General features: G+C 42.1%; 17 protein-coding genes. 9 read left to right on the top strand and 8 right to left on the bottom strand.

Features of this window, described 5'->3' with window-relative positions:
- Positions 1 to 19: 19 nt before the first annotated feature.
- The 4 genes from GSQ19_RS08200 to GSQ19_RS08185 all read right to left on the bottom strand — a co-directional run bounded on the left by GSQ19_RS08200 (position 20) and on the right by GSQ19_RS08185 (position 3,236).
- The gene (locus tag GSQ19_RS08200; RefSeq protein ID WP_011317469.1) at positions 20 to 427 is read right to left on the bottom strand and encodes a hypothetical protein; all 408 of its coding nucleotides are present in this window, start codon (positions 425 to 427) and stop codon (positions 20 to 22) included.
- Positions 428 to 650: 223 nt separating this feature from the next.
- The gene (locus GSQ19_RS08195) at positions 651 to 1,085 is read right to left on the bottom strand and encodes a CAAD domain-containing protein (RefSeq protein ID WP_011317468.1); all 435 of its coding nucleotides are present in this window, start codon (positions 1,083 to 1,085) and stop codon (positions 651 to 653) included.
- A 316-nt stretch (positions 1,086 to 1,401) separates the two neighbouring features.
- Entirely contained in the window at positions 1,402 to 1,863 is a 462-nt protein-coding gene (locus GSQ19_RS08190; protein WP_011317467.1) for a BON domain-containing protein, read from the bottom strand.
- Positions 1,864 to 1,958: 95 nt separating this feature from the next.
- Positions 1,959 to 3,236, bottom strand: coding sequence for a general stress protein (locus GSQ19_RS08185; protein ID WP_011317466.1), 1,278 nt, complete (start codon positions 3,234 to 3,236; stop codon positions 1,959 to 1,961).
- Between the two features lie 568 nt (positions 3,237 to 3,804).
- Between GSQ19_RS08185 and GSQ19_RS08180 the strand changes: the two genes are divergently transcribed.
- The 3 genes from GSQ19_RS08180 (at position 3,805) to GSQ19_RS08170 (ending at position 8,115) form a co-directional block, all read left to right on the top strand.
- Complete coding sequence (locus tag GSQ19_RS08180; RefSeq protein WP_011317465.1) at positions 3,805 to 6,936, top strand: hypothetical protein; 3,132 nt, start codon at positions 3,805 to 3,807, stop codon at positions 6,934 to 6,936.
- Between the two features lie 198 nt (positions 6,937 to 7,134).
- Positions 7,135 to 7,470: a photosystem II reaction center protein Psb28 gene (gene psb28, locus GSQ19_RS08175; protein ID WP_011317464.1), complete on the top strand. Its 336-nt coding sequence runs from the start codon at positions 7,135 to 7,137 to the stop codon at positions 7,468 to 7,470.
- A gap of 141 nt (positions 7,471 to 7,611) precedes the next feature.
- The gene (locus GSQ19_RS08170; protein WP_104010008.1) at positions 7,612 to 8,115 is read left to right on the top strand and encodes a MogA/MoaB family molybdenum cofactor biosynthesis protein; all 504 of its coding nucleotides are present in this window, start codon (positions 7,612 to 7,614) and stop codon (positions 8,113 to 8,115) included.
- 189 nt (positions 8,116 to 8,304) lie between these two features.
- Here the strand turns inward: GSQ19_RS08170 and grxD are convergent, their stop codons facing one another.
- Complete coding sequence (gene grxD, locus GSQ19_RS08165; protein WP_011317462.1) at positions 8,305 to 8,628, bottom strand: Grx4 family monothiol glutaredoxin; 324 nt, start codon at positions 8,626 to 8,628, stop codon at positions 8,305 to 8,307.
- Between the two features lie 94 nt (positions 8,629 to 8,722).
- Positions 8,723 to 8,965 (bottom strand): BolA family protein, encoded by a 243-nt coding sequence (locus GSQ19_RS08160; RefSeq protein ID WP_011317461.1) that lies wholly within the window; start codon positions 8,963 to 8,965, stop codon positions 8,723 to 8,725.
- Positions 8,966 to 9,251: 286 nt separating this feature from the next.
- Between GSQ19_RS08160 and aroC the strand changes: the two genes are divergently transcribed.
- From aroC to GSQ19_RS08130, 6 genes are all read left to right on the top strand, one after another.
- Positions 9,252 to 10,340 carry a chorismate synthase gene (aroC, locus tag GSQ19_RS08155; RefSeq protein WP_010994971.1) on the top strand — a complete coding sequence of 363 codons (1,089 nt, stop codon included), beginning with the start codon at positions 9,252 to 9,254 and terminating at the stop codon, positions 10,338 to 10,340.
- Positions 10,341 to 10,465: 125 nt separating this feature from the next.
- A complete protein-coding gene (locus GSQ19_RS08150; protein ID WP_011317460.1) occupies positions 10,466 to 12,250 on the top strand; it encodes a hypothetical protein in 1,785 nt (594 codons plus the stop codon).
- A 266-nt stretch (positions 12,251 to 12,516) separates the two neighbouring features.
- Positions 12,517 to 12,771, top strand: a complete 255-nt coding sequence (locus GSQ19_RS08145; protein WP_010994969.1) for a SemiSWEET family sugar transporter — start codon at positions 12,517 to 12,519, stop codon at positions 12,769 to 12,771.
- Between the two features lie 21 nt (positions 12,772 to 12,792).
- Positions 12,793 to 14,427: a B12-binding domain-containing radical SAM protein gene (locus GSQ19_RS08140; RefSeq protein ID WP_011317458.1), complete on the top strand. Its 1,635-nt coding sequence runs from the start codon at positions 12,793 to 12,795 to the stop codon at positions 14,425 to 14,427.
- A 156-nt stretch (positions 14,428 to 14,583) separates the two neighbouring features.
- Positions 14,584 to 14,772, top strand: coding sequence for a CPXCG motif-containing cysteine-rich protein (locus tag GSQ19_RS08135; RefSeq protein WP_010994967.1), 189 nt, complete (start codon positions 14,584 to 14,586; stop codon positions 14,770 to 14,772).
- Positions 14,773 to 14,791: 19 nt separating this feature from the next.
- The gene (locus GSQ19_RS08130; protein ID WP_011317457.1) at positions 14,792 to 15,235 is read left to right on the top strand and encodes an SRPBCC family protein; all 444 of its coding nucleotides are present in this window, start codon (positions 14,792 to 14,794) and stop codon (positions 15,233 to 15,235) included.
- Positions 15,236 to 15,290: 55 nt separating this feature from the next.
- On the opposite strand, the gene GSQ19_RS08125 is transcribed toward GSQ19_RS08130, so the two are convergent.
- The gene (locus GSQ19_RS08125) at positions 15,291 to 18,458 is read right to left on the bottom strand and encodes a choice-of-anchor Y domain-containing protein (RefSeq protein WP_011317456.1); all 3,168 of its coding nucleotides are present in this window, start codon (positions 18,456 to 18,458) and stop codon (positions 15,291 to 15,293) included.
- A 215-nt stretch (positions 18,459 to 18,673) separates the two neighbouring features.
- Positions 18,674 to 21,733, bottom strand: coding sequence for an FG-GAP-like repeat-containing protein (locus tag GSQ19_RS08120; RefSeq protein WP_011317455.1), 3,060 nt, complete (start codon positions 21,731 to 21,733; stop codon positions 18,674 to 18,676).
- Positions 21,734 to 22,162: the final 429 nt, after the last annotated feature.

The raw sequence follows: 22,162 nt of genomic DNA, 5'->3' as shown, positions 1-22,162 counted from the left end.
TGAATCCAAATTTAAAAGTTTAAACTAATCCTGGCCCTCTACCACGACTATCACCTTTTTCTGTTAACTCTCCTTCCTTATCTTCGTTAACTTCTGCCAATTCTTGAACCCGTGATGCTGTATCCTCTTCTGCTTCTTTTCTAGCATCACCTGGTACTTCATAGTACATTTCTGGTTCAACAGCGTAGTTGTTTAATAAACCCTCTTTATCTACTGTGTAACCATCTGTGGTACGAATACTTTGGGTATCTGTTTGGTCATCGGTGGGTGCGTCAGCTTCCCTTTCTTCTGTAGGAAGTGTTTTATATAATGCCCCTTCTCTTTCTTTGCGTGCGGCGGTTTCGGCAGGTACAATTCCTCTATCGTACATATCGACCTCTGCCCGTTCGGATGAATCGATCGCTCTTTTAACTGGTTCATTAGTCATAAATCTGTCCTCGTTAAAAAATCTGTTAAAACTTCGAGAACTAGATTATGCTTTTTCAAGATCACAAATCGACTATCTTTAGAAGTGATTTAATAGAATATTCGGAAAAATCCTCTTTCTTTAGATATATACAATTCCCAAGAATAGCAAATACCCGACTTAATTTCATAAATCGGGTTTCTATTTGTTTACAGATGATTTCTGATAGCTATCTGGGTGAAATTTATTCCCCAAAAACTTGAGATTTCAGTGTCCTAATTTCGGCGGTTAATTCTTGGCGAGTTGAGGACTTGATCAGATAACGGAAAGTAAACCATGTTGAGTAACTAAGGCCAATCAACTCAAATAACGGCGCTAGCAAGGGAATACCATTGATTGCACCTAACAAAGCTAGTACTACTTTTAAGGTGACGAGTGCCGCTAAGATGAGCAAAACGGTGAGAATTGAGCGGCTGTATTGTTGATAGAAACTACCTAAATATTCGGGAAGTTCTGCCAAAAAGTCCGTTACTTGATTGGTAATTTGCTGCCACTCAGGAGTAGTTGCTGTAGCTGGTGGTAATAGAGGTAGGTTGCTCTGTCCTGCACTAGACAGTGCGATTGTTCCCTGAGATACTTCGGTATTTAAGGATTCCGGTTGCTTTTGTTCGGTTTCCATAGTTTTTATATGTTGGTAATTACAACAGCTTTTTTAATTTACTAGACGTAAATAAACATAAACATTCCCATCACCAGTTGTCAACGAAAATTCTCAGTAGTTAGTACACCTAACTACTGATACAAATAGGACTTACGTATGAAAGCGAAAAATCAAGGGTTTGGATAAGGGTGTAGGGGTTTAGGGGTTAGTGAAATGATGATTCTCTCGTTAGTCTCAAAGTCATGACTTACTGCTTGGTAAAAAACATACACTTGTGAACCCCCTGCTTTCCCTGCTTACCAAAGCGATTGGATATTTTTTAGCTGGAAGTCCCTTAACTGTTTGGGGGAGCGACAGTTGCTTTGACAACTACGTTGGTGACACCTTTAATTTCTTTAGCTAAAGGTTCGATTTTAGCCAACTGGTCTTGGTTGTTGACGGTTCCGCCGACAGTGACAGTACCATTATCTTCTGCTTGGACTGTTAATGCACCATTAGGTATATTTGCCTCTAATTTAGAACGAACTTCGCTAGCTAAATCACCTTCAGCTCTTTGTGCATCGCCGCCAGTAGCATTGTTGCGTTGTTCGCGGGCGCGGATGTCAGAGTTGAGTTGATCTCTACGAACCTCGCTCTGAGCGTCTTGTTGAGCAGCTTGGGTTGCTTCCGCCGAGGGCGCTTGTACATTTTCTGCGGGAGTATCGGGTGCGGATTGACTGGTTCTTGCACCATCTTGACAAGCCGCAGCACCAAAAACTAGTAAAGAACTAATTAGAAGAGGAGTAAGCTTTTTCATTTCTTTATTTCCGGGTATCAATAATTTAGAGAGGATAGATTTTGTTTAGTTCTTGAGAGACGCGATACATCACGTCCCTCAGTTCATCAATGGGATTAGATTCTTTCTTCTCGGTGATCAATAATCACTACGCTTGGTTCTGTGTCGTGACCTACAGTAGAGGAAATACGATCGCCTACAGTGGAGGAAGTGCGATCGCCTGTGATTGTGCTATCAACATCTCGGCGGTGTGTATCATGTAAATCGGTGGCATCAAAAACTGAGTATTCTTGAATACCACGACGTTTGAGGATAGCCTCAGCGTGTTGAATTTCGGTCTCTGTACCGTCAACAATGATGAGGTAGTCACCTCTTTGGAAGCGATCGCTATAAACTCGCGCTTTGTCTTCAGGGATTCCCAAGCCCACGAGTCCGCCAACAATTCCACCTGCGGCTGCACCGAGAGCGCCACCTGCTAAAGTTGTGGCGATCGCGGTAGCAGCTGCACCACCTGCAATGACTGGCCCAACTCCGGGGATTGCCAAAGCACCCAATCCTACTAATAGACCGCCTAAAGCGCCTAAACCTCCACCTGTAGCGGCTCCAGCCTTGGCTCCTTCGTCGGCTTTATTACCATGACCGAGGTTCGCACCAGTGGTTTTGCTATCACTGCTATCTTTGGCGATGAGGGAAACTTGATTCATGGAGAAACCTGCATCCCGCAATTCTGTTAATGCGGCTTCTGCATCTCGACGGTGAGGGAATACACCGATCGCTCTTCTGCTTCTTTGTCTGGTTGTTGCGGGAACCACATCTCGATGAGTAACGCCAGTGGCTGCTGCTGCGGTTCCAGGGGCATCATAGATATCGTAGTCTTCTATGCCGCGACGACGCAGGATTGCCTCTGCTTGGGCGATTTCTGCATCTGTCCCGTCTACTATGACTAAATAGTGACCACGGCGTACACGGTCTTCATAGCCTCTAGCTCGTTCCTCTGGAATTCCTAAACCAATTAACCCACCCAATAGACCACCAGCCACGGCACCAAGTCCAGCACCAGCAAGGGTTGTAGCCAAGGTGGTCGCAGTTGCTCCTGCTAACATGATAGGCCCAATACCTGGAATTGCTAGAGTGCCAAGACCAACTAATAAACCACCCAAGCCGCCTAAAGCACCGCCAGTAATAGCCCCTGTTTTGGCACCCTCGTCAGACTTATCGCCTACTTTCTCTCGCACGGGGCTACCAGCAATCTCTTCATCCCGGTCTGCATCCTGAGCGATGATGGAAATTCTATCCATTGCAAAACCGGATTGTTTCAATTCGTGGAGGGCTTGTTCAGCATCTCGGCGATGAGAAAATACGCCTACAGCACGTCTATGTACACCTACTACCATTGTTTAATTTCTCCAAACAACAAAAGACAAGATTAGGTAATTAATTTTTTAGAAAATAATTGATTTCATTACTTTCTATTTATCTCTGTCTTCTCAATTATTTTCATCAATCTGTTGGCTGAATTCATGGATCTGTCATTAGATATAGATGATTTTCCAAGGTTAAAATAGCAACCAAATCAAGAATTAATAGTTTATAAAACAAGCCCTTTTGTAGATAGAAAAATTATTTATAGCGTCTTCTGGAATAATTCCGTTTTCTGGTTGCAATTAAGTTAAAAAAATAAATTGTTCCATTGTCAAATTATTTGTGGGTTGGAAAATACCCAGTTTACTATTTTGATTTTTGTAGAAATCAAATCTGACTTTTATAGTCTTAGCCCATATTTATAAGTGCAAAGATAATTATCTTCATTGTCTGAATAGCTAAACAAAAGATATAACCTTTGATAAATGTGGTTATTACCTGCGAAAGTGTAGAGCATTACCAACAATAACTAAGCTAAGAGATAAGCCCTTTATAAAGTAATGGGTATTTCATCTATCGGACGTAAGGTATAAGAATCCTATGTTCTACAATTTGGATAGTTTTTTAATTTATTCCTGGTTCTCCTTGGGAATAGCAGGCACAAATAAATTGCCGGAAGTAATAGCTCCTACAGCAGTCCCTATTAGTTTTTCTGGGACGAAAATTTTAGTGGCTTTATTGGCTGGTACTCTGATGGCGATCGCCTTCCATTTACTATTAACTAATCTTTCTGTTGCCGTTGGCATTTCTACTTACGGCAGAAATCCCTATAGTGATGATGACGACGACTCAGAAAGTTTTGGTAAGCAAGTTAGAGAAGTAGAAGCAAAAGTTGGTAGTTGGGCAATAGTCACAGCCAGTATTGCTTTATTCGCAGCCACTTTCTTAGCAGTAAAATTGAGCTTGATCGCCAATACAACCTTAGGGGTAATTAGTGGTGTGGTCATTTGGTCTACCTACTTCTTTTTAATCATTTGGTTGGGTTCTTCCGCCTTAGGTTCCTTTCTAGGTTCAATTATCAGCACAGTTAGCTCAGGGTTACAAGCTCTAACAGGGACGGCTACTAGCGCTATTGGTGCAGCAACAACTAGAAGCCAAATGGTATCCACAGCAGAAGATATTACAGCCGCAGTCCGGCGCGAATTAACCGCAGGTTTTGACCAGGATGCGATTAAAAATACCCTGCAAAGTTCTTTATCGGCACTACAATTACCACCACTAAACTTAAACGAAATCCGCAGTCAGTTTGACAAAATATTAGCTGATGTAGATTGGCAATCCCTCGGTGATAGTGATTTACTACAAAATGTGAATCGCCAAACATTTGTCGATTTAATTAGCGATCGCACCAATTTATCCCCAGCTAATATCAACCAAATTGCTGACCAATTACAAGCAGCTTGGCAGCAAGTTTCCCATCGCAGAAATCCCACAGAACAAGTAATTAATTTACTGCAATCTGCCACACCAGAAGAGTTAAAGTCTGAAGATTTGGGTGAACGTTTGCAACAACTAGTGACATCTAGGAAAAACGGTAATGGTAGAAATGGGATGATGCAGCAAGCGGTGAAATATGGTATCAGCGCCGCCGTACCAGCAGTACTAGATCGGGTAGATGTTTCTGATATCGATGTAGACAGAATTACCAATCAACTGCAACAGTTACGAGATAAAGTTCAAGATATCGATGTCGAGAGAATCACCAAACAATTGCAACAGATTCGAGAGAAAACTACTGAGCAAATTAGTCACAGATTCTCACCCCCAAGTGATAACACGATCAAAACAGACGTAGAAGACTATATCCGCAATTCTTTTCCTTGGCACTTCAACCGCCTCACTATTAGAAATGAATTTCCGGATGTCATCTACGACCCACAGGCAGATCCTACAAATATCCGCCAGCAAATTGAACAATTAAACTCAAATGATTTTACTAACTGGCTGACACAACGAGGCGACCTGACGGAAGCCAAGGTGAAAGAAATTGCTCAAGACATGGAGAGTATCCGTCAGCAAGTTTTAGAAACAGTCCAGCAATCGGAGAAAGTCGAAAAAGGTAGAGAAATCCGCAGCCGTATCGAAAATTATCTCCGTGCTACTGGTAAACCAGAACTGAATTCTGAGGCAATTAACCGAGATTTTGGTAATTTGTTAACAGAAGCAGGACAGGAGTTTGCAGATATCAATACTCGCTTGCAAGAATTTGACCGAGAAGCCTTTGTACAAGTATTGTTGCAACGCCAAGATTTCAGTGAAGCAGAGGCTAATAATATTGTTAGTCAACTCGAAGGCATCCGCGATAATTTTCTCAATCAAGCCAGAGAAACCCAAGAACAAGCAACCACCAAAGCCAATGAACTATGGCAAAAGGTAGAGGAATATCTGCGTCACACCAAGAAAGAAGAGTTAAATCCTGACGCAATTAAGCGGGATTTGCGAGTGTTATTAGAAGACCCCCAAGTGGGAATTAATCTTGTACGATCGCGCTTATCTCAATTTGACCGTGATACCTTAGTACAGTTGCTCAATCAGCGTCAAGACTTAAGTGAGGCGCAAATTAATCAAATTATCGATCAGGTAGAAGCTGTTAGAGATAGCGTTCTACAAGCACCCCAAGCCGTGGTAGACCAAACTAAAGCACAATACGAAAAAACTACCACAGCGATCGCCAACTATCTCCGCAATACTAACCTAGAAGAACTCGACCCTGAAGGTATTAGGCAAGATTTGGCAACTTTACTCACTGACCCGAAAGAAGGTGCGGTGGCGTTGAGACATCGGTTATCTCAAATTGACAGAGAAACCTTAGTCAAAATCCTCAGCCAACAGCAAAACTTGAGCGAAGACCAAGTTAATGGGATTATTGATCAACTACAAGACGCTATTAGGGATATTATCAGAGCGCCCCGCCGTTTTGCTAAACGTGCTACTCAAAGGGTTGTAGACTTTGAAGCCGGTCTAGAAGATTATTTACGTCAAACCAACAAAGAGGAGCTGAACCCAGAAGGAATCAAAAGCGATTTACAATTACTCTTGCGAGATCCACGCTTGGGAATTGGTAGTTTAGGCGATCGCGTTTCTAAGTTCGACCATGCAACAATTGTGGCTTTACTCTCCCAACGGGAAGACATCTCAGAGGAAGAAGCCAACCGCATCGCCGATCAAATTGAGTCAGTCCGCAACACCATTACCGAGCAAGTGCAGCAGATTCAGCATCAGTTACAGTCAGCAATTGACCAAGTCTTTGACAAGATTCGCAACTATCTCAACTCCCTGGATCGTCCAGAACTCAACTATGAAGGTATCCGTCAGGACTTTGCTAAATTATTTGATGACCCACAAGCTGGATTTGAAGCCTTACGCGATCGCCTCAGTCAATTTGACCGTGATACCCTAGTTGCAGTTCTCAGTTCCCGTGAGGATATCTCCAGGGAAGATGTTAACCGCATCATCGACCAAATCGAAGCCGCACGGGATAGCGTCCTACATCGCGCCGGACGCATCCAACAAGAAGCACAAAAACGCATCAAAGCCGTGAGACAGCAAGCTAGACAACAAGTAGAAGAAACCAGAAAAACCGTTGCTAGCGCCGCCTGGTGGCTATTTGGTACAGCTTTCTCTTCTCTAGTCGCTAGTGCGATCGCTGGTGCATTAGCCGTTATGAATTAGGGGTGTAAGGGTTTAGGGGTGTAAGGGTGTAAGGGGTTTAGGGGTTTTTAACCCAGTCCCCAATCCCCAATCCCCAGTCCCCAATCCCCAATCCCCAATCCCCAGTCCCCAATCCCCAATCCCCAATCCGCAGTCTTTTGAGTTCTAAATGATGAGAGAATATTAAATTGGCATCATAAAACTTTAAATACTTACATCATGGCAAAAATCCAGTTTTCTAGAGGACTCGATGAAGAAGTAATTCCAGAAGTACGTTTGACGCGATCGCGCACAGGTGACACTGGTACAGCAACTTTTATTTTTACAAATCCTAAAATTTTAGACCAAGGTACTACTGAAGATATTACCGGGATGTATTTAATTGACGAAGAAGGAGAAATTATCACCCGTGAGGTTAAGGGTAAATTTGTCAACGGTAGACCTGAAGGAGTAGAGGCTGTTTATGTGATGAAATCAGCCCAAGAATGGGAGCGTTTCATCAGATTTATGGAACGTTACGCCCAAGAAAACGATTTAGGATTCAGTAAATCTTAAAAGTCAACGGTCAACAGTGAGATAGTGCGTTCCTGTCGCCTTGCGTCGGAAAGCAACTATCGAACCCGTAAGGGTCAACGGTCAACGGTCAAGAGAGTTTTGGACTATTGACTATTGACTATTGACTTATCCTCCCTACACATAATGGAAAAACCTCATCCAGATACACCAGGAATAACGGTAAATTGTGCGGTTATTACTGTGAGCGATACACGTACCCCAGAGACAGATAAAAGCGGTCTTCTCATTCAACAGTTACTAATCGATGCAAATTATACTGTAGAAACCTACGCAATTATTCCCGATGAACCAGCACAAATCCAAGCACAGTTGGCATTATTGAGTCAGAATTCTAATTTAGATGCGGTAATTTTTAATGGTGGTACAGGTATTGCACCGAGAGATACTACTTATGATGCTATTGAAAAACTATTAGAGAAAACCCTACCCGGATTTGGGGAAATATTTAGATATTTAAGTTATCAAGAAATTGGCTCACGAGCGATCGCCTCTCGTGCTATTGCAGGCGTATATCAAAATCAATTAATCTTCTCCCTTCCCGGTTCCAGCAACGCCGTGCGTTTAGGTATGGAAAAACTGATATTACCAGAACTCACTCACCTAGTTAGCCAGGTACGTAAATAAAACTACTCAGTGGGTAGGGTGTGTTGTCCCGCAGAGAAGGCTGTTCAAAATCTATAACTAAGTAAAAAATCAGAGTTTTAAGCCTCTCCCCGAAGCGGGGAGAGGTATGGAGAGGGGTTCATCCAAATTTATTGAACTCCCACTACATTTGTATATGATTAGGGTTTTGAATCCCTTTTTCCCAGAATACTAAGAAGCTAAAGCGACTTCCACTAATTGCTGTAACTCACCTTTTTGGTAAAGTTCAATCAAAATATCGGAACCACCGATAAATTCACCATTGATATAAACTTGGGGAATTGTCGGCCAGTTGGAATATTCTTTAATACCCTGACGAATTTCTTGGTCTTCTAAAACGTTGATAGTCTCAAAAGGAACACCCAAAGTATTGAGAATCTGCACAACATTGTTAGAGAAGCCGCACTGAGGCATCAATTTGGTTCCCTTCATGAAAACCATAATTTTATTTTGTGTTATTAAATTACTAATTTTTTCGCTGGTTTCCTGTGTCATGGCTTTTGTATGTCCTAGTTTTGTGATTAGTTATTAGTCATTAGTTAGTTAGTCATTAGCCATTAGTCATTGATTTCTTACTGTTGACTATGGACTATTGACTAGTTTCGGGAGTGTATGTTTTCAATGCTAAGGCGTGGATGGCTTCTGTTGACATAGCTTGCCGCAATGCACCATAAACTAACTGATGTTGTTGCACAAGTCTCTTACCTGCAAACTGCGATGAGACTACAGTCACCTGATAATGGTCGCCGCCACCGGTCAAGTCTTGCACCTGAACCTGCGCGTCTGGCAGTTCCGCCTTGATCATTGCTTCAACCTGCTGCGGAGTAATCATCGCAATTCCTGAAAAAACTTACTTTTCTATTATTAACAGATATATGGCTAGATGCTTCTAGTTTGGAAATAGGGACTGGGGATTGGGGATTGGGGATAATTACTTCTTAATTTTACTCCTCATAACCCTGCTTCCTTAGCATTTCCCATTACTAAAATATATAGATAGCATAAATGTCAAGAAACTTCTTTGCTCAATATTACGAAAAAAAAGTACAAGCACAAAGATTAATTTTTACGAAAACTCTAGGTACAATACATAAGCCGCTTCCTTTTTCCTCAAGATCATGGGCAATACTTTTGGACATCTGTTTCGGATCACTACTTTTGGCGAGTCACATGGCGGAGGTGTGGGGGTTGTGATTGACGGCTGTCCCCCGCTACTCGAAATTTCTCCTGAGGAAATTCAACTAGAGTTAGACCGCAGACGACCCGGACAGAGTAAGATTACAACACCTCGTAAGGAAGCAGACACCTGCGAGATTTTGTCTGGAGTCTATGAAGGCAAAACTCTGGGAACGCCAATATCAATTTTGGTGCGAAATAAAGATACTCGTCCCCAAGATTACGATGAGATGGCGCAAAAGTATCGTCCTTCCCATGCTGATGCAACTTATGATGCTAAATATGGGATTCGGAATTGGCAAGGCGGCGGTAGATCCTCAGCGCGGGAGACAATTGGTAGAGTAGCCGCAGGTGCGATCGCTAAAAAAATCCTCCGGCAAGTTGCTAATGTAGAGGTTATAGGCTACGTCAAACGTATCAAAGACTTGGAAGGTGTTGTAGATCCCAATACCGTCACCTTAGACCAAGTGGAAAGCAACATTGTTCGTTGTCCTGATGGCGAATTAGCAGACCGCATGATTGAATTAATCGAACAAACAGGTAGACAAGGGGATTCTATCGGCGGTGTAGTGGAATGCGTAGCGCGGAATGTTCCTAAAGGCTTGGGTGAACCTGTATTCGATAAATTGGAAGCAGATATCGCCAAAGCTGTGATGTCTTTACCTGCTAGCAAAGGTTTTGAAATCGGTTCAGGTTTTGCTGGTACTCTACTCACAGGATTTGAGCATAACGACGAATATTATATTGATGAAAACGGTGAGATTCGCACAGTAACCAACCGTTCTGGTGGCATTCAAGGCGGTATTGCCAACGGCGAGAATATCATTTTGCGAGTTGCTTTTAAACCCACAGCCACAATTAGAAAAGAGCAAAAAACAGTTACTCGTGAAGGCGAAGAAACCCTATTAGCCGCCAAAGGCAGACATGATCCCTGTGTCCTACCCCGTGCAGTCCCGATGGTGGAAGCAATGGTAGCGCTGGTATTGTGCGATCATTTGTTACGCCATCACGGACAGTGTAAGGTGCTATGACAATTCCTTTGCAATTTTAAATAGTACTTTTTTACTGGGTGGGTGTCTGACTCGCCCTTTTTTCTGGGTAAATTAATAGTATTAAAAAATACGCATAAGCAATTGCGTTACTACGTACTATAAAAATGAAACCAGATTCTCAAAATCGCTTAAAACACTTTGCTGCACTAAAATCTAAATACGCAGCGACTGAATATCAAGATTCGTCTTCCTGTAGCCCATTGTATTGTATCTTACGAAAAACTGACTTGGGTATTGAACTCAGTGATTTAGAATTTAATTGGTTGAGGGAATCTAAGTTAGATACAACGTTAAAATTTATCCAGAAAGAACAGCAACGTAGACAACAAGAATTGATAAATTTAGAGGTCGAATTTTCTCAGCTAAAGTCTAAATACAAAGCTAAAAAACATAATCTTCCTTGGCAATCTAGTAATCTATATTGTATAGTTTTAAAACTGGAATCAGGAAATCTGCTTACTGATTCAGAAAGTCAATGGTTGAGAGTAAATGGTCTCGCCGATACAGACACCATTGCTCAAGAAATAAAACAATTTACCCATCTTAAATATAAATACAAAGCCCATCAATATCAAAACGTATATCCTCATGACACATTATATAAAATACTCAAAAAATTAGATTTATCTGAAAGGTTAAATGATGATGAGTATAACTGGCTAATCAATCACCAGCTTTGGGAGACAGTAGAAATTTTTAAACAACAAGAGTCAGCAAAAGAAGCTGAATTTTCTGCGCTCAAATCTAAGTATCAAGCTAGTAAATATCAAGATAAATCTCTATCCGATACTCTATATAAAATTCTCCTGAAAATTGAGGCTCAGGGTAAGCTAATTGATCAAGAAATTAAGTGGTTAAAACAGCAAGGATTCATCGAAACAATTGCTATTCTTCAAGAGTTGGAACAAGCACAAGAATTTGCTATCTTGAAAGTTAAATATAAAGCCAATCAATATAGTGATTCCTCGCCTAAAAGTCATCTGTATAAAGTCTTAAAAATAATTGAGGGAGGGAACTATCTATCTGATCAGGATATCAACTTCCTGAAAAAACGCAAGCTGACTGAGACTATACAAATTGCAGATGAAAAATATATCTCTACTCTGAAATTAAAGATAAATTTGGGAGAGTTACTTAATGATTTAGAAATTATATGGCTGAAGAGTCATGGGCGTGACGATATCATTAATTTGGCTCAACAACAACACTTTGCAGAACTGAAAAGAACATATGGATTAGTAGATCCCTTGCTGCCAATTGAACCATTTTATACAATTATGCTCAAACTAGAGAAAGGAGAAAGATTAGATCCTTTGTTAGTAATTAAGCTGCAAGAAGAAGAAAAGTTATCTCGTCATGGAAAAATAGCTATTGCGCATTATAAGCTTGAAGCAGAGTTTTATGAACAAGAATTACAACGCACTGGAAATAAATGGCATATTCCCACAGCTAGCAGTTATTGGCGCAAAGCAGATGAGCCAAAACAGTCTTTAAAAGTGACTGATTTGAGTTTAGACAAAATCAAAGAAAGCAAACTAAAGTCAGCAATTTTAGTTACTAGGGGTGGTGCATTTCGAGATATGAGCAAATTGGGCGATGCTGAAAATTGTGCCAGAAAAGCTATGGAGTATCATCCTGATAGTTATCAACCCTATACTTTAATGGGAGCAATTTTTTATGATCGTCACGATTATTCCCAAGGTGATTATTGGTTTGAACAAGCCATACAACGTGGTGCTAAAACTGAAGATATCGATGATGAAATAAAACGAGTATTACGCGGTACAAGAGATGAGATAAAACGGCATGAAGCCGCAGAATATTTACTACGGAAAGATGCAAGACGCTATTCTTGGGCTAAATCTTATCTCATCAAAGTCTCACGGTAATTGTAAAGAACCTGGGTTGCATTGCTATACTGTCTATCTGCATAGGTTACTAGATTTATTCACGACACTTTAAAAGTTTCCATTGTATACAGGTTTTGGTGGGCAATGCCCACCCTACGTTAGGGGGGTTTTTCTTGCCTTATTACCCACGTTATATGAGGCGATTGTCTGCAAAAATTGTAATTTTGTGGTCTCCTAATGTAGGATGGTTGAGAATAAGGGCAAATTTGCCTAAAATAAAGCACTATTTTATCGAGTTATATTACATGGATTTTGTGACAGTTCTGGGTTTCGCTGCCGCTTTATTAACTACTTTTTCTTTTTTGCCACAGATGATTAAAACATGGCAAAGTAAATCAGCTAAAGATGTATCTTTCATTATGCTGATATTCTTTAATACTGGTATTTTCTTATGGCTAATCTATGGAATTATTTTGCAACAATTACCTGTGATCTTTGCCAATGCTACTACATTAGTTTTTAACATGATAATTCTATGGCTTAAAATTAAATATAGATAGATATATTTTGATAAAACTCCTGTGACATCTTCTTTATTTAGCGCTGAACGCCTGTTATTTACCCCTGCTACACCAGAAACCAACGCCATACCACTGATATTTTCCTTCCCAAATGAGTACACAGTGGGTATCACTAGTTTGGGCTATCAGGTAGTATGGGCGACTTTGGCAATGCGTAGCGATGTGCAGGTGAGTCGTTTATTTACCGATACTTACGAACCACTTCCTAGAGAACCAGAAATTGTCGGCTTTTCTATTTCTTGGGAGTTGGATTATGTCAATATTTTAAATCTCCTGGAATCTTTACAAATTCCTATTCGCGCCAGTTTGCGTGATGATTCCCATCCCATCGTTTTTGGTGGTGGCCCTGTTCTCACTGCGAACCCGGAACCTTTTGCCGAATTTTTTGATGTAATTTTGCTGGGTGATGGGGAAAATCTGCTGGGTAATTTGATTGAGGCTTATAAGGAAGTCAGGAATGCTTCTAGGCAAAATCAACTGCAAGCACTCGCACAAGTACCTGGAATTTATGTTCCAAGTTTGTATGTGGTTGAGTATGAAGCAGCAGATGGGGTCATAAGTTCGATTAAGCCAATTTCCTTGGAAGTTCCCCCAGTGGTACAGAAGCAGACTTATCGAGGAAATACACTGTCAGCTTCGACTGTAGTAACAGAAAAAGCTGCTTGGGAAAATATCTTCATGGTGGAGGTGGTGCGGAGTTGTCCAGAAATGTGCCGCTTTTGTATGGCAAGTTATCTAACCTTACCTTTTAGGACTGCTAGTTTGACAGATTCCTTAATTCCAGCGATTGAGAAAGGTTTACAAGTTACAAATCGGTTGGGGTTATTGGGTGCATCTGTAACTCAGCATCCAGAATTTGAGACGTTGCTAGATTATATCAGTCAGCCAAAGTATGACGATGTACGGCTGAGTATCGCTTCGGTGCGGACGAATACGGTAACAGAACAGTTAGCCAAAACTTTAGCCAAACGAGATACGCGATCGCTTACCATAGCAGTAGAAAGTGGTTCAGAAAAAATCCGCCAAATCATCAACAAAAAGCTACATAACGACGAAATTATCCAAGCCGCCATCAATGCTAAAGCCGGCGGTTTGACAGCCTTGAAACTCTACGGCATGGTGGGACTACCAGGGGAAACACCAGAAGACTTAGACGCAACTGTAACCATGATGCGTAGTATAAAAAAAGCTGCACCAGGACTGCGCTTAACACTGGGTTGTAGTACCTTTGTGCCAAAAGCCCATACACCATTTCAATGGTATGGGGTCAATCGGCAAGCAGAAAAGCGGTTACAATCTTTGCAGAAACAGTTAAAACCCCAAGGGATAGATTTTCGCCCAGAAAGCTATAACTGGTCTATCATACAGGCTTTAATCTCCAGAGGCGATCGCCGCATCTCTCAACTTCTGGAACTCACCCGCGACTTTGGCGACTCCTTGGGTAGTTACAAACGCGCATTTAAGCAACTCAAAGGACAAATCCCCGATTTAGAATTTTACGTCCATAGTGATTGGTCAACCGAGCAAATATTACCTTGGAGCCACTTGCAAGGGCCTTTGCCACAGTCTACACTACTAAAACATCTGGCTGAAGCCACAAGCCATTTTCACAAAGAACTACAGCCATTAAATTAGTTCTGGTCAGTGGTCAGTGGTTGGTAGTCAGTAGTAAGAATATTTGAACATTATTATTTGCTGCACTTTGAAAAAGCAAGGTAGTAAGTTCATAAGCAAGGTACGAAACCAAGTCCCAAAACCACCGACAACTGACAACTGACAACTGACAAATTAATGCAAAATACAGCTGAATTTTACTGTGCTTATTGTGGGGAACCAAACTTAACCTTTATTGACTTGAGTGCTGGCGGACAGCAATCTTATATTGAAGATTGTCAGGTTTGTTGTCGCCCCAATATCTTATATGTGCGGGTTGACGAAGATACCCTAGACATCGAAATTGATACAGAATACGAAGGTTGAATATTAGGTTTTTCTTTCCATGCTGCACTTTCAACATACCTCAGTCATTAATGCGCCACCAGAAGTAGTTTGGAAATTCCATGAAAGACCGGATATTTTGCAACTGCTGACTCCACCTTGGCAACCAGTACGAGTCGTTCGCCGAGAGGGAGGATTAGAAGTAGGCGCAATCACAGAATTTAAATTATTTCTTGGCCCTGTACCTTTAACTTGGTTAGCGCGTCACACTGAATGCGACAAATATCGCTTGTTTACCGACACCCAAATATCCGGGCCTTTTGAATCTTGGATACATCGCCATCAATTTCAGCCAGAAAATGGAAAAACCAGGCTGATTGATGATGTTTCCTACGTTATGCCCGGTGGCGAGACAATAGAATTTATTGGCGGTTGGCTAATACAAGCACAACTTGAAGCCATGTTCCGCTACCGCCACTATGTCACAAAACGGGAGTGTGAATAGAGAAATTTGCCAAAATTAAGAAGTTCGTTAAACCCTTCTTTGGTAATCATCGGACTTACGCTATTTTTTTAGCAGGTTCCTGAACAGACTGGAAAATGAAGAAATCATCAGCACTCAGAATAGGAGTACCGGAGAGAGTCGCAAACTGCGCGCCTGTGCCAAAACCAGCAGCGCTGCCATTTTGGTTATAGAACAAGCGACCACTACCTAAACTGTAAACAATCAACCCATTGCTAGTTGCCGCTAAGGTATCGTTACTTACACTAGCAAACTCACTACTTACACTAAAACCATTGCCAACCACACTAGTTAGAGCAGAGAAGCTGACCTTATCTAACTTAATGTCATCCACGCCAACTGCAAAATCAGCAATGGTATCTATGCCAAAATCACCACTGTTGAAGGGATTACCCTGACTACCAAAACTGAAGTAATCAGCACCAGCACCACCGAATAAGCGATCGCTACCAGCGCCACCAATCAACTCATCATTGCCAATACCGCCATTGAGGGTATCATTACCACGACCACCAATCAATACATCATTGCCAGCATTACCTGTAAGATTGTCATTGCCATCTTCACCAGACAGAATGTTGTTAGCATTATTACCTCTAATGTTATTGTTACTGCTATTGCCCGTACCTTGTATGGCAGTACCTCTGAGGGTCAGAGCCTCGACATTAGCAGCTAAGGTGTAGCTGACTGTGGCAAAAACCTCATCTTGACCAGCACCCGCCCCCTCTTGAATAACATCGCTGGCGTTATCTATGTAGTAACGGTCATTACCTGCACCACCAGTCAGGGTGTTTGTACCACTACCACCTGTGAGGATATCATTACCATCACCACCGATGAGGGTATCATCACCAGCACCTCCATTGAGGTTATCATCACCAGCGCCACCAGTCAGGGTATCGTTACCAACGCCACCATAGACTACATCGTTGCCACTACCACCTGTAAAAGTGACTGTGCCGGCAAAGCTTCTCAGGTCAAAGGTTTCAACATTGGTGATGGTTGTGCCAAGAATGCTGGCTAGTTGATTGTTGACATTACTTAAGTCAAAGCTGATGGTGTCCGTATTTATGCCACCTTGAATAATGATTGTGTCTTGTCCATTTCCACCATTGAGAATGTCATTTTGGCTGAGGTTGGCGATGTTGGTAATGAAGATATCACCTCCATCTCCACCATCAAATATATCTTTGGCACTGGTAGCTATGATTGTATTATTGTTGGCGGTGCCGTTGATGATATTGTCTGGCCGTCTGATTTCTAGGTTAAATATAGTGTTAACACTGAGGTTGGTTGTATCTGTAGCAGTAACTCTCAGGCTAATGCTACCTAAATTATCCGTGGTAGGAGTACCAGTAAATCTGCCCGTATCGGCATCAAAAGATAACCAACTGGGTAGAGGGCTACCATCGCTGCGGGTAGCTGAATACGTGAGGGTGTCGCCTGAGTCTGCATCAGCAAATGTGTTAGCGGCGATTTGAAAGTTAAATGCTGTGCCTGTTATAGCTGTTTGGTTAGAAATACTATTGGCTACTATCGGTGCATCATTAACAGAATTAATAGTGATACCGACAGTCTGAGTATTGCTACTAAAAGCTGTGGCATTGCCATTAACTGAAGCGTTTACTCCTGTAGTACCACTGGCTACACCATTAGAACCATCCCAGGCGCGGAAGGTGAGATTAGCTTGGCCATTATAGTCAGCATTGGGGACAAAGCGAACTCTCGTATTTGTTTGCAGTTCCACCCGTGTGAGGTCAATAGAAGACCTAGCGGAGGTTGTATTGTCACCGAGGAAAAGGAAATTGGGTGTTTCGTAAGGGTCAAAAGGTAAAGAATTGATTGGGGAAGGTGCAGCAGTGGTGTGGTTGAATGCCGTGTAATCGCGGAGATTGCCACTTAAAATCGGCGTAGATGAATCCGGCGCAAACAGCTTGTAAGTATTATTTTCAACTACCAAATTATAGTGGGTAACTGCTGTGCTTGTGTTTCTAAATGCCCGTTCTGTGGTGCTGTGGGTAAATAACGGGCTAGCATTCTGCGCCCAAATTTCATCTGTCCAGAAACCTAACTCAATTGCTTTGGTTTTGTCACTAGTAACAACAATGACGCTAAAGCCAGCGCGGTCTTGAATGCCATCACCATTATCATCACTGGTGTGGGTTTCACTGTTAATTTTCACATCAAAACTAATAGTGAAGCCTTTTACGGGGTCAAGTGCAGGAAACGACTGGTTAAATAGAACTGGGGCGTAACCATTGTAATTACTGTAACCGGATGTCCCAGTTGAGGCTGTAAATCCAGCTAGTGATGAAGCAGGTGTAGTATTACTATTTAATTGAGTTCCACCACTAATCTGAGACTGAGTACCACCAACCCCAAGCACATTTCCTAGTATAGGAAGAGTAATAGCAGGCGAAGCACCAAATTTGAGCCAGCCTTGAGAAGTTGGTGAGCCAATCAATGAACCATCATAGAGTCTGATACTAGGAAGTAGTACTGTAGCTGAGCTATCAGAAACAGCACCAAAGTTGAGCCAATTAGCACCGCCATCAAGAGAATATTGCCAACTACCGTTGCTATTATCTGCTCCTGTGACAGCAATTCCTTGGGGGTTTGCGTCGCTATCGCTAATTAATCCTCTCACTAGGTCAGCAAGTAAACTACCCCGGTTACTCACAAGAGGTGTATCCTCATTAATAGTTGCTAGAGTGAGAGTCCCGGCGTTGAGGGTTGGTGCTGTGTCGTTAACAGAGGTAACAGTAATGGAGGCTCCTTCATAGTCCGTACTGAAGGCAGTTGTTCCACCTTTACCAGCCAAAATATTCGCTGTGTTACCTGATGTACCTGTTGTTTGATCCCAAGCGTAAAAGTTAATATCAGCAGAGCCACTAAAGTTAGCATTGGGGCGAAAGCGGATTTTAGTATTTGCATTTGATGGTAGTAACCGTGCTGCATTTAGCAATGGTGTTCCAAAGGCATTCCAACTAGTTCCATTATTCAAGGTATATTCCCAAACACCGTTACTGTTATCAACGAAGGTAACGGCAATGCCTTTTAGCGCACTAGCATCTGGGTCACTTATAGAGTTACCGATGATTTCAGACACTAGAGTACCAGTGTTACTAGTAACAGGAATATCTTCAGTAATAAAAGATAAGGTGAGATTACCTGTATTGTTCAGTAGAGGCGCGGTGTTAGCCATAATTTTTGTGATTCTTATGTTTTGAGAACAATAATTGATCTAACGCAGATATTGAAGGAGGGCTTTTAACCCTCCTCATCGCAAAAAAAAGAAAATAATGCTGACTTAACGTGAGTTTGATGAACCTCTCCGCGTCGGGGGTCGGGGAGAGGGGCAAAAATCTTCCTCGCTTTCTAGGAAAAAATCAGGTTTTCAAAGCGTCGCTAAACCTGTGGTTAATTACCAGACTCAAAAATCACAAAATCACTAGCATTTAGGGCGGGAGCGCCGGAGAGAGTGGCAAAATGAGCGCCAGAACCCAAACCCGCAGCAGTACCATTCTGGTTATAGAACAAGCGACCGCTACCCAAACTGTAAACAATCAACGCATTGCTAGTAGCAACTAAGGTATCGTTACTGACACTAGCAAACTCACTACCTACACTAAAACCATCACCAACTACACTAGTAAGGGCAGAGAAACTTGCCTTATCTAACTCAATGGCATCCACACCTACGGCAAAATCAGCAATGGTATCGATGCCAAAACCAGCACTACTAAAGGCGTTTCCAGTACCAAAACCGAATGTATCAGCACCATCACCACCGAATAAGCGATCGCTACCAGCGCCACCAATCAACACATCATTGCCAATACCGCCATTGAGGGTATCATTGCCGTTGCCACCAATCAACACATCATTGCCAGCATTACCCGTAAGATTGTCATTGCCATCTAACCCTTCGAGTAAATTGTCCTGATTATTGCCACGGATGTTGTTATTACTCGCATTGCCTGTGCCGTTTACAGCAGTACCTTTGAGGGTTAAAGCCTCAACGTTAGCAGCCAAGGTGTAGCTGACTGTGGCAAACACTTCATCTTGACCACCATTGATATCTTCAGTGATCACGTCGCTGGCGTTATCTATGTAATATCGGTCATTGCCTGCACCACCAGTCAGGGTGTTTGTACCACTACCACCTGTGAGGATATCATTACCATCACCACCAATGAGGGTATCATCACCAGCACCTCCATTGAGGTTATCATCACCAGCATCACCATTGAGGTTATCATCACCAGCGCCACCATAGATTGTATCGTTGCCACTACCACCTATAAAAGTGACTGTGCCAACAAAGGTTCTTAGGTCAAAGGTTTCTATGTTGGTGATAGTTGTGCCAGGGATGCTGGCTAGTTGGTTGCTGGGATTAGTTAAATTAAAGGTGATGGTGTCGGTGTTTGCACCACCTTGAATGAGAATGGCATCTCTGCCATCTCCGCCGTCAAATGAGTCATTTTGTTGGAAGTTGGCAAAGTTGGTAATAAAGTTATCGTAGCCAGCGTCACCAGTAAATACGTCTTTGGCGGTGGTGGCAATGAATGTGTTGTTGCTGCCGTTACCGTTGATGATGTTGTCTGGTAGACCAACTGAGAGATTAAATGTAGTCTCAACGCTCAGGTTTGTGGTGTCTGTAGCTGTGACTTTGATGGTGAGGCTACCCACATTGTTCTTGGTGGGGTTGCCAGTGAATGTACCTGTGGCGGGATTGAATGACAACCAACTGGGTAGGGGTTCACCATTGCCAAGAGTGGCGGTGTAGGTGAGGGTGTCTCCTGGGTCACTGAATGTATTGGCTGGGATTTGGAAGTTAAATGCAGTGCCTGTTGTTCCTGTTTGGTTGGTTATGGGGTTGGCGACTGTGGGGGGAAAAGAAAAACTAGTAGTATTCAGTAGTATGCTGACATTATTGCTATTTTGGTTAGTAACAGCCAAGTCCGGCTTACCATCACTATTGAAGTCTCCGAATGCTAATGAATAAGGACCAGAACCAACAGCAAAGTTGGTGGCTGTATCAAAACTGCCATTACCTTGCCCTAGCAGAATACTGACATTATTGTTACTTTGATTACTAACAGCCAAGTCTTGCTTACCATCACCATTGAAGTCTGCCACTACTACTGACCGAGGATTAGCGCCAACGGCAAAGTTGGTAGCCGCACCAAAGCTGCCATTACCTTGTCCTAGTAGCACACTGACATTATTGCTACCTCGGTTAGCAACAACTAAGTCCAGATTGTTATCACCATTAAAGTCTCCTACTCCCAGTGTCAATGGCAGAGAACCAACAGCAAAGTTGGTAGCTGTACCAAAGCTGCCATTACCTTCCCCTATCAATATACTTATGGTATTGCTACTATCGTTACTAACAGCCAAATCTAACTTGCCATCTTTATTGAAGTCTCTTATTACTACTGAACGAGGAAAAGAACCAACAGCAAAGTTAGTAGCTGCTCCAAAGCTGCCATTGCCTTGTCCTAACAACACACTCACATTGTTACCGCCAGAATTAGCACTAACCAAATCCAGATTGCCATCGTTATTCAAGTCTTGCAGCGCCAATCCTTGGGGAGCAGAACCAACAGCAAAGTTGGTAGCTGTACCAAAGCTGCCATTACCTTGCCCTAGCAGAATACTGACATTACTACTATTAAAATTGACAACAGCCAAGTCCAAATTGCCATCATTATTGAAGTCCCCTATTCTCACTGAGATGGGATTAAGAGCAACACCAAAGTTGGTGGCTGGACTGAAACTGCCATTACCTTGCCCTAGCAAAACACTGACATTATTACTATTAAAGTTGGAAACAGCCAAGTCCAGCTTGCCATCATTATTGAAGTCCCCTACCGTCGGTATAAATGGAGCAGAGCCAACACCAAAGTTAGTAGCAGGGTCAAAAGATACTAATACTGATGGATAAGTTATTTGGACTGCGGTTGTGATGGCTGATGTTGTAGATATATGCCCAACATTGATATCTAATTCCCAACTTCCCCCCTGTTGGCTACTGCCTACTTTATCTGTGGAAGCAGCAACATTTGCACCTGTGAGCTGGTGTAGTTGTCTAACAAACTCCATCCCCTGTTCCCCAGATGCCACTTGGCAACCGTAAAGCAAAATTTCGGCATTTGTGGATAAACTTTCTCGCCAGTGTTGTAATTGGGTGGTGTAGGTATGCAAGTTAGCGGCATTCAGCCTAGTTGAGCCTAGTTGTAAGCTGGCTTGGCTACCGTGGGAGACAATGTGAACTGAGTTATATTCCCAACCTTGCAAAGCTCTGGTGATTTGTTCCACCCCATCAATGTTGGGGTCAAGAATGAAGACCTGATTACCTGGTTTAACACCAGCAATTAAACTTTCGTAGTCTGTAACTGCCGTATCAATAAAGACAATGCTTGAGGTGATTGCTGCTGGATTTGAGCTAGTTTGAGTATATAATTTTAGGTTCATAACTTTTGGTGTTAGATGCTTGGTAATGAGAAAAATTAAGCTAATACAGTTATCAATCTCAATATGCTTGTAATTTTAATATTGTTTACCCAACCTTAATTATGTATAAATACGCAAGTAATCCACCCTGATCTAACCTTGTTAAAGATAACTTTGTTAGTCAGGGGAGATTCTGTTAAGTATTTAAAAAATGTATAAATTACGGTAGTTAAAGAAACACTAGGATGCACGTATATGAGATTTGACTCAGTATTTTTTAATAACTCAGTTACATTCTTGTATTAGCTTACAAGTGTTATTACTCTTAATAATTTATGCTTTATAATTATGCTCAACCTCTGTATTTTTACTTAAATTAGTCGGATTTACTGAAAGTTAAGCGGTCTATAACGCTTAAAAGCATTACAGATAGTGCTTGTGTGTACACCT

Origin of the sequence: Trichormus variabilis 0441 (assembly GCF_009856605.1) — a bacterium.
Lineage (GTDB): Bacteria > Cyanobacteriota > Cyanobacteriia > Cyanobacteriales > Nostocaceae > Trichormus > Trichormus variabilis.
Note: the sequence above shows the minus strand (reverse complement) of the source record. Positions and strands in the feature narration are given on the sequence as shown.

Excerpts from the sequence above, each read along its gene's own strand:
- GSQ19_RS08120 (WP_011317455.1), bottom strand. The coding sequence starts at position 21,733 with ATGAACCTAAAATTATATACTCAAACTAGCTCAAATCCAGCAGCAATC.
- aroC (WP_010994971.1), top strand. The coding sequence starts at position 9,252 with ATGGGCAATACTTTTGGACATCTGTTTCGGATCACTACTTTTGGCGAG.
- GSQ19_RS08160 (WP_011317461.1), bottom strand. The coding sequence starts at position 8,965 with ATGATTACTCCGCAGCAGGTTGAAGCAATGATCAAGGCGGAACTGCCA.
- GSQ19_RS08180 (WP_011317465.1), top strand. The coding sequence starts at position 3,805 with ATGTTCTACAATTTGGATAGTTTTTTAATTTATTCCTGGTTCTCCTTG.
- GSQ19_RS08150 (WP_011317460.1), top strand. The coding sequence starts at position 10,466 with ATGAAACCAGATTCTCAAAATCGCTTAAAACACTTTGCTGCACTAAAA.
- psb28 (WP_011317464.1), top strand. The coding sequence starts at position 7,135 with ATGGCAAAAATCCAGTTTTCTAGAGGACTCGATGAAGAAGTAATTCCA.
- GSQ19_RS08125 (WP_011317456.1), bottom strand. The coding sequence starts at position 18,458 with ATGGCTAACACCGCGCCTCTACTGAACAATACAGGTAATCTCACCTTA.
- GSQ19_RS08185 (WP_011317466.1), bottom strand. The coding sequence starts at position 3,236 with ATGGTAGTAGGTGTACATAGACGTGCTGTAGGCGTATTTTCTCATCGC.
- GSQ19_RS08135 (WP_010994967.1), top strand. The coding sequence starts at position 14,584 with ATGCAAAATACAGCTGAATTTTACTGTGCTTATTGTGGGGAACCAAAC.
- GSQ19_RS08130 (WP_011317457.1), top strand. The coding sequence starts at position 14,792 with ATGCTGCACTTTCAACATACCTCAGTCATTAATGCGCCACCAGAAGTA.
- grxD (WP_011317462.1), bottom strand. The coding sequence starts at position 8,628 with ATGACACAGGAAACCAGCGAAAAAATTAGTAATTTAATAACACAAAAT.
- GSQ19_RS08145 (WP_010994969.1), top strand. The coding sequence starts at position 12,517 with ATGGATTTTGTGACAGTTCTGGGTTTCGCTGCCGCTTTATTAACTACT.
- GSQ19_RS08200 (WP_011317469.1), bottom strand. The coding sequence starts at position 427 with ATGACTAATGAACCAGTTAAAAGAGCGATCGATTCATCCGAACGGGCA.
- GSQ19_RS08195 (WP_011317468.1), bottom strand. The coding sequence starts at position 1,085 with ATGGAAACCGAACAAAAGCAACCGGAATCCTTAAATACCGAAGTATCT.
- GSQ19_RS08190 (WP_011317467.1), bottom strand. The coding sequence starts at position 1,863 with ATGAAAAAGCTTACTCCTCTTCTAATTAGTTCTTTACTAGTTTTTGGT.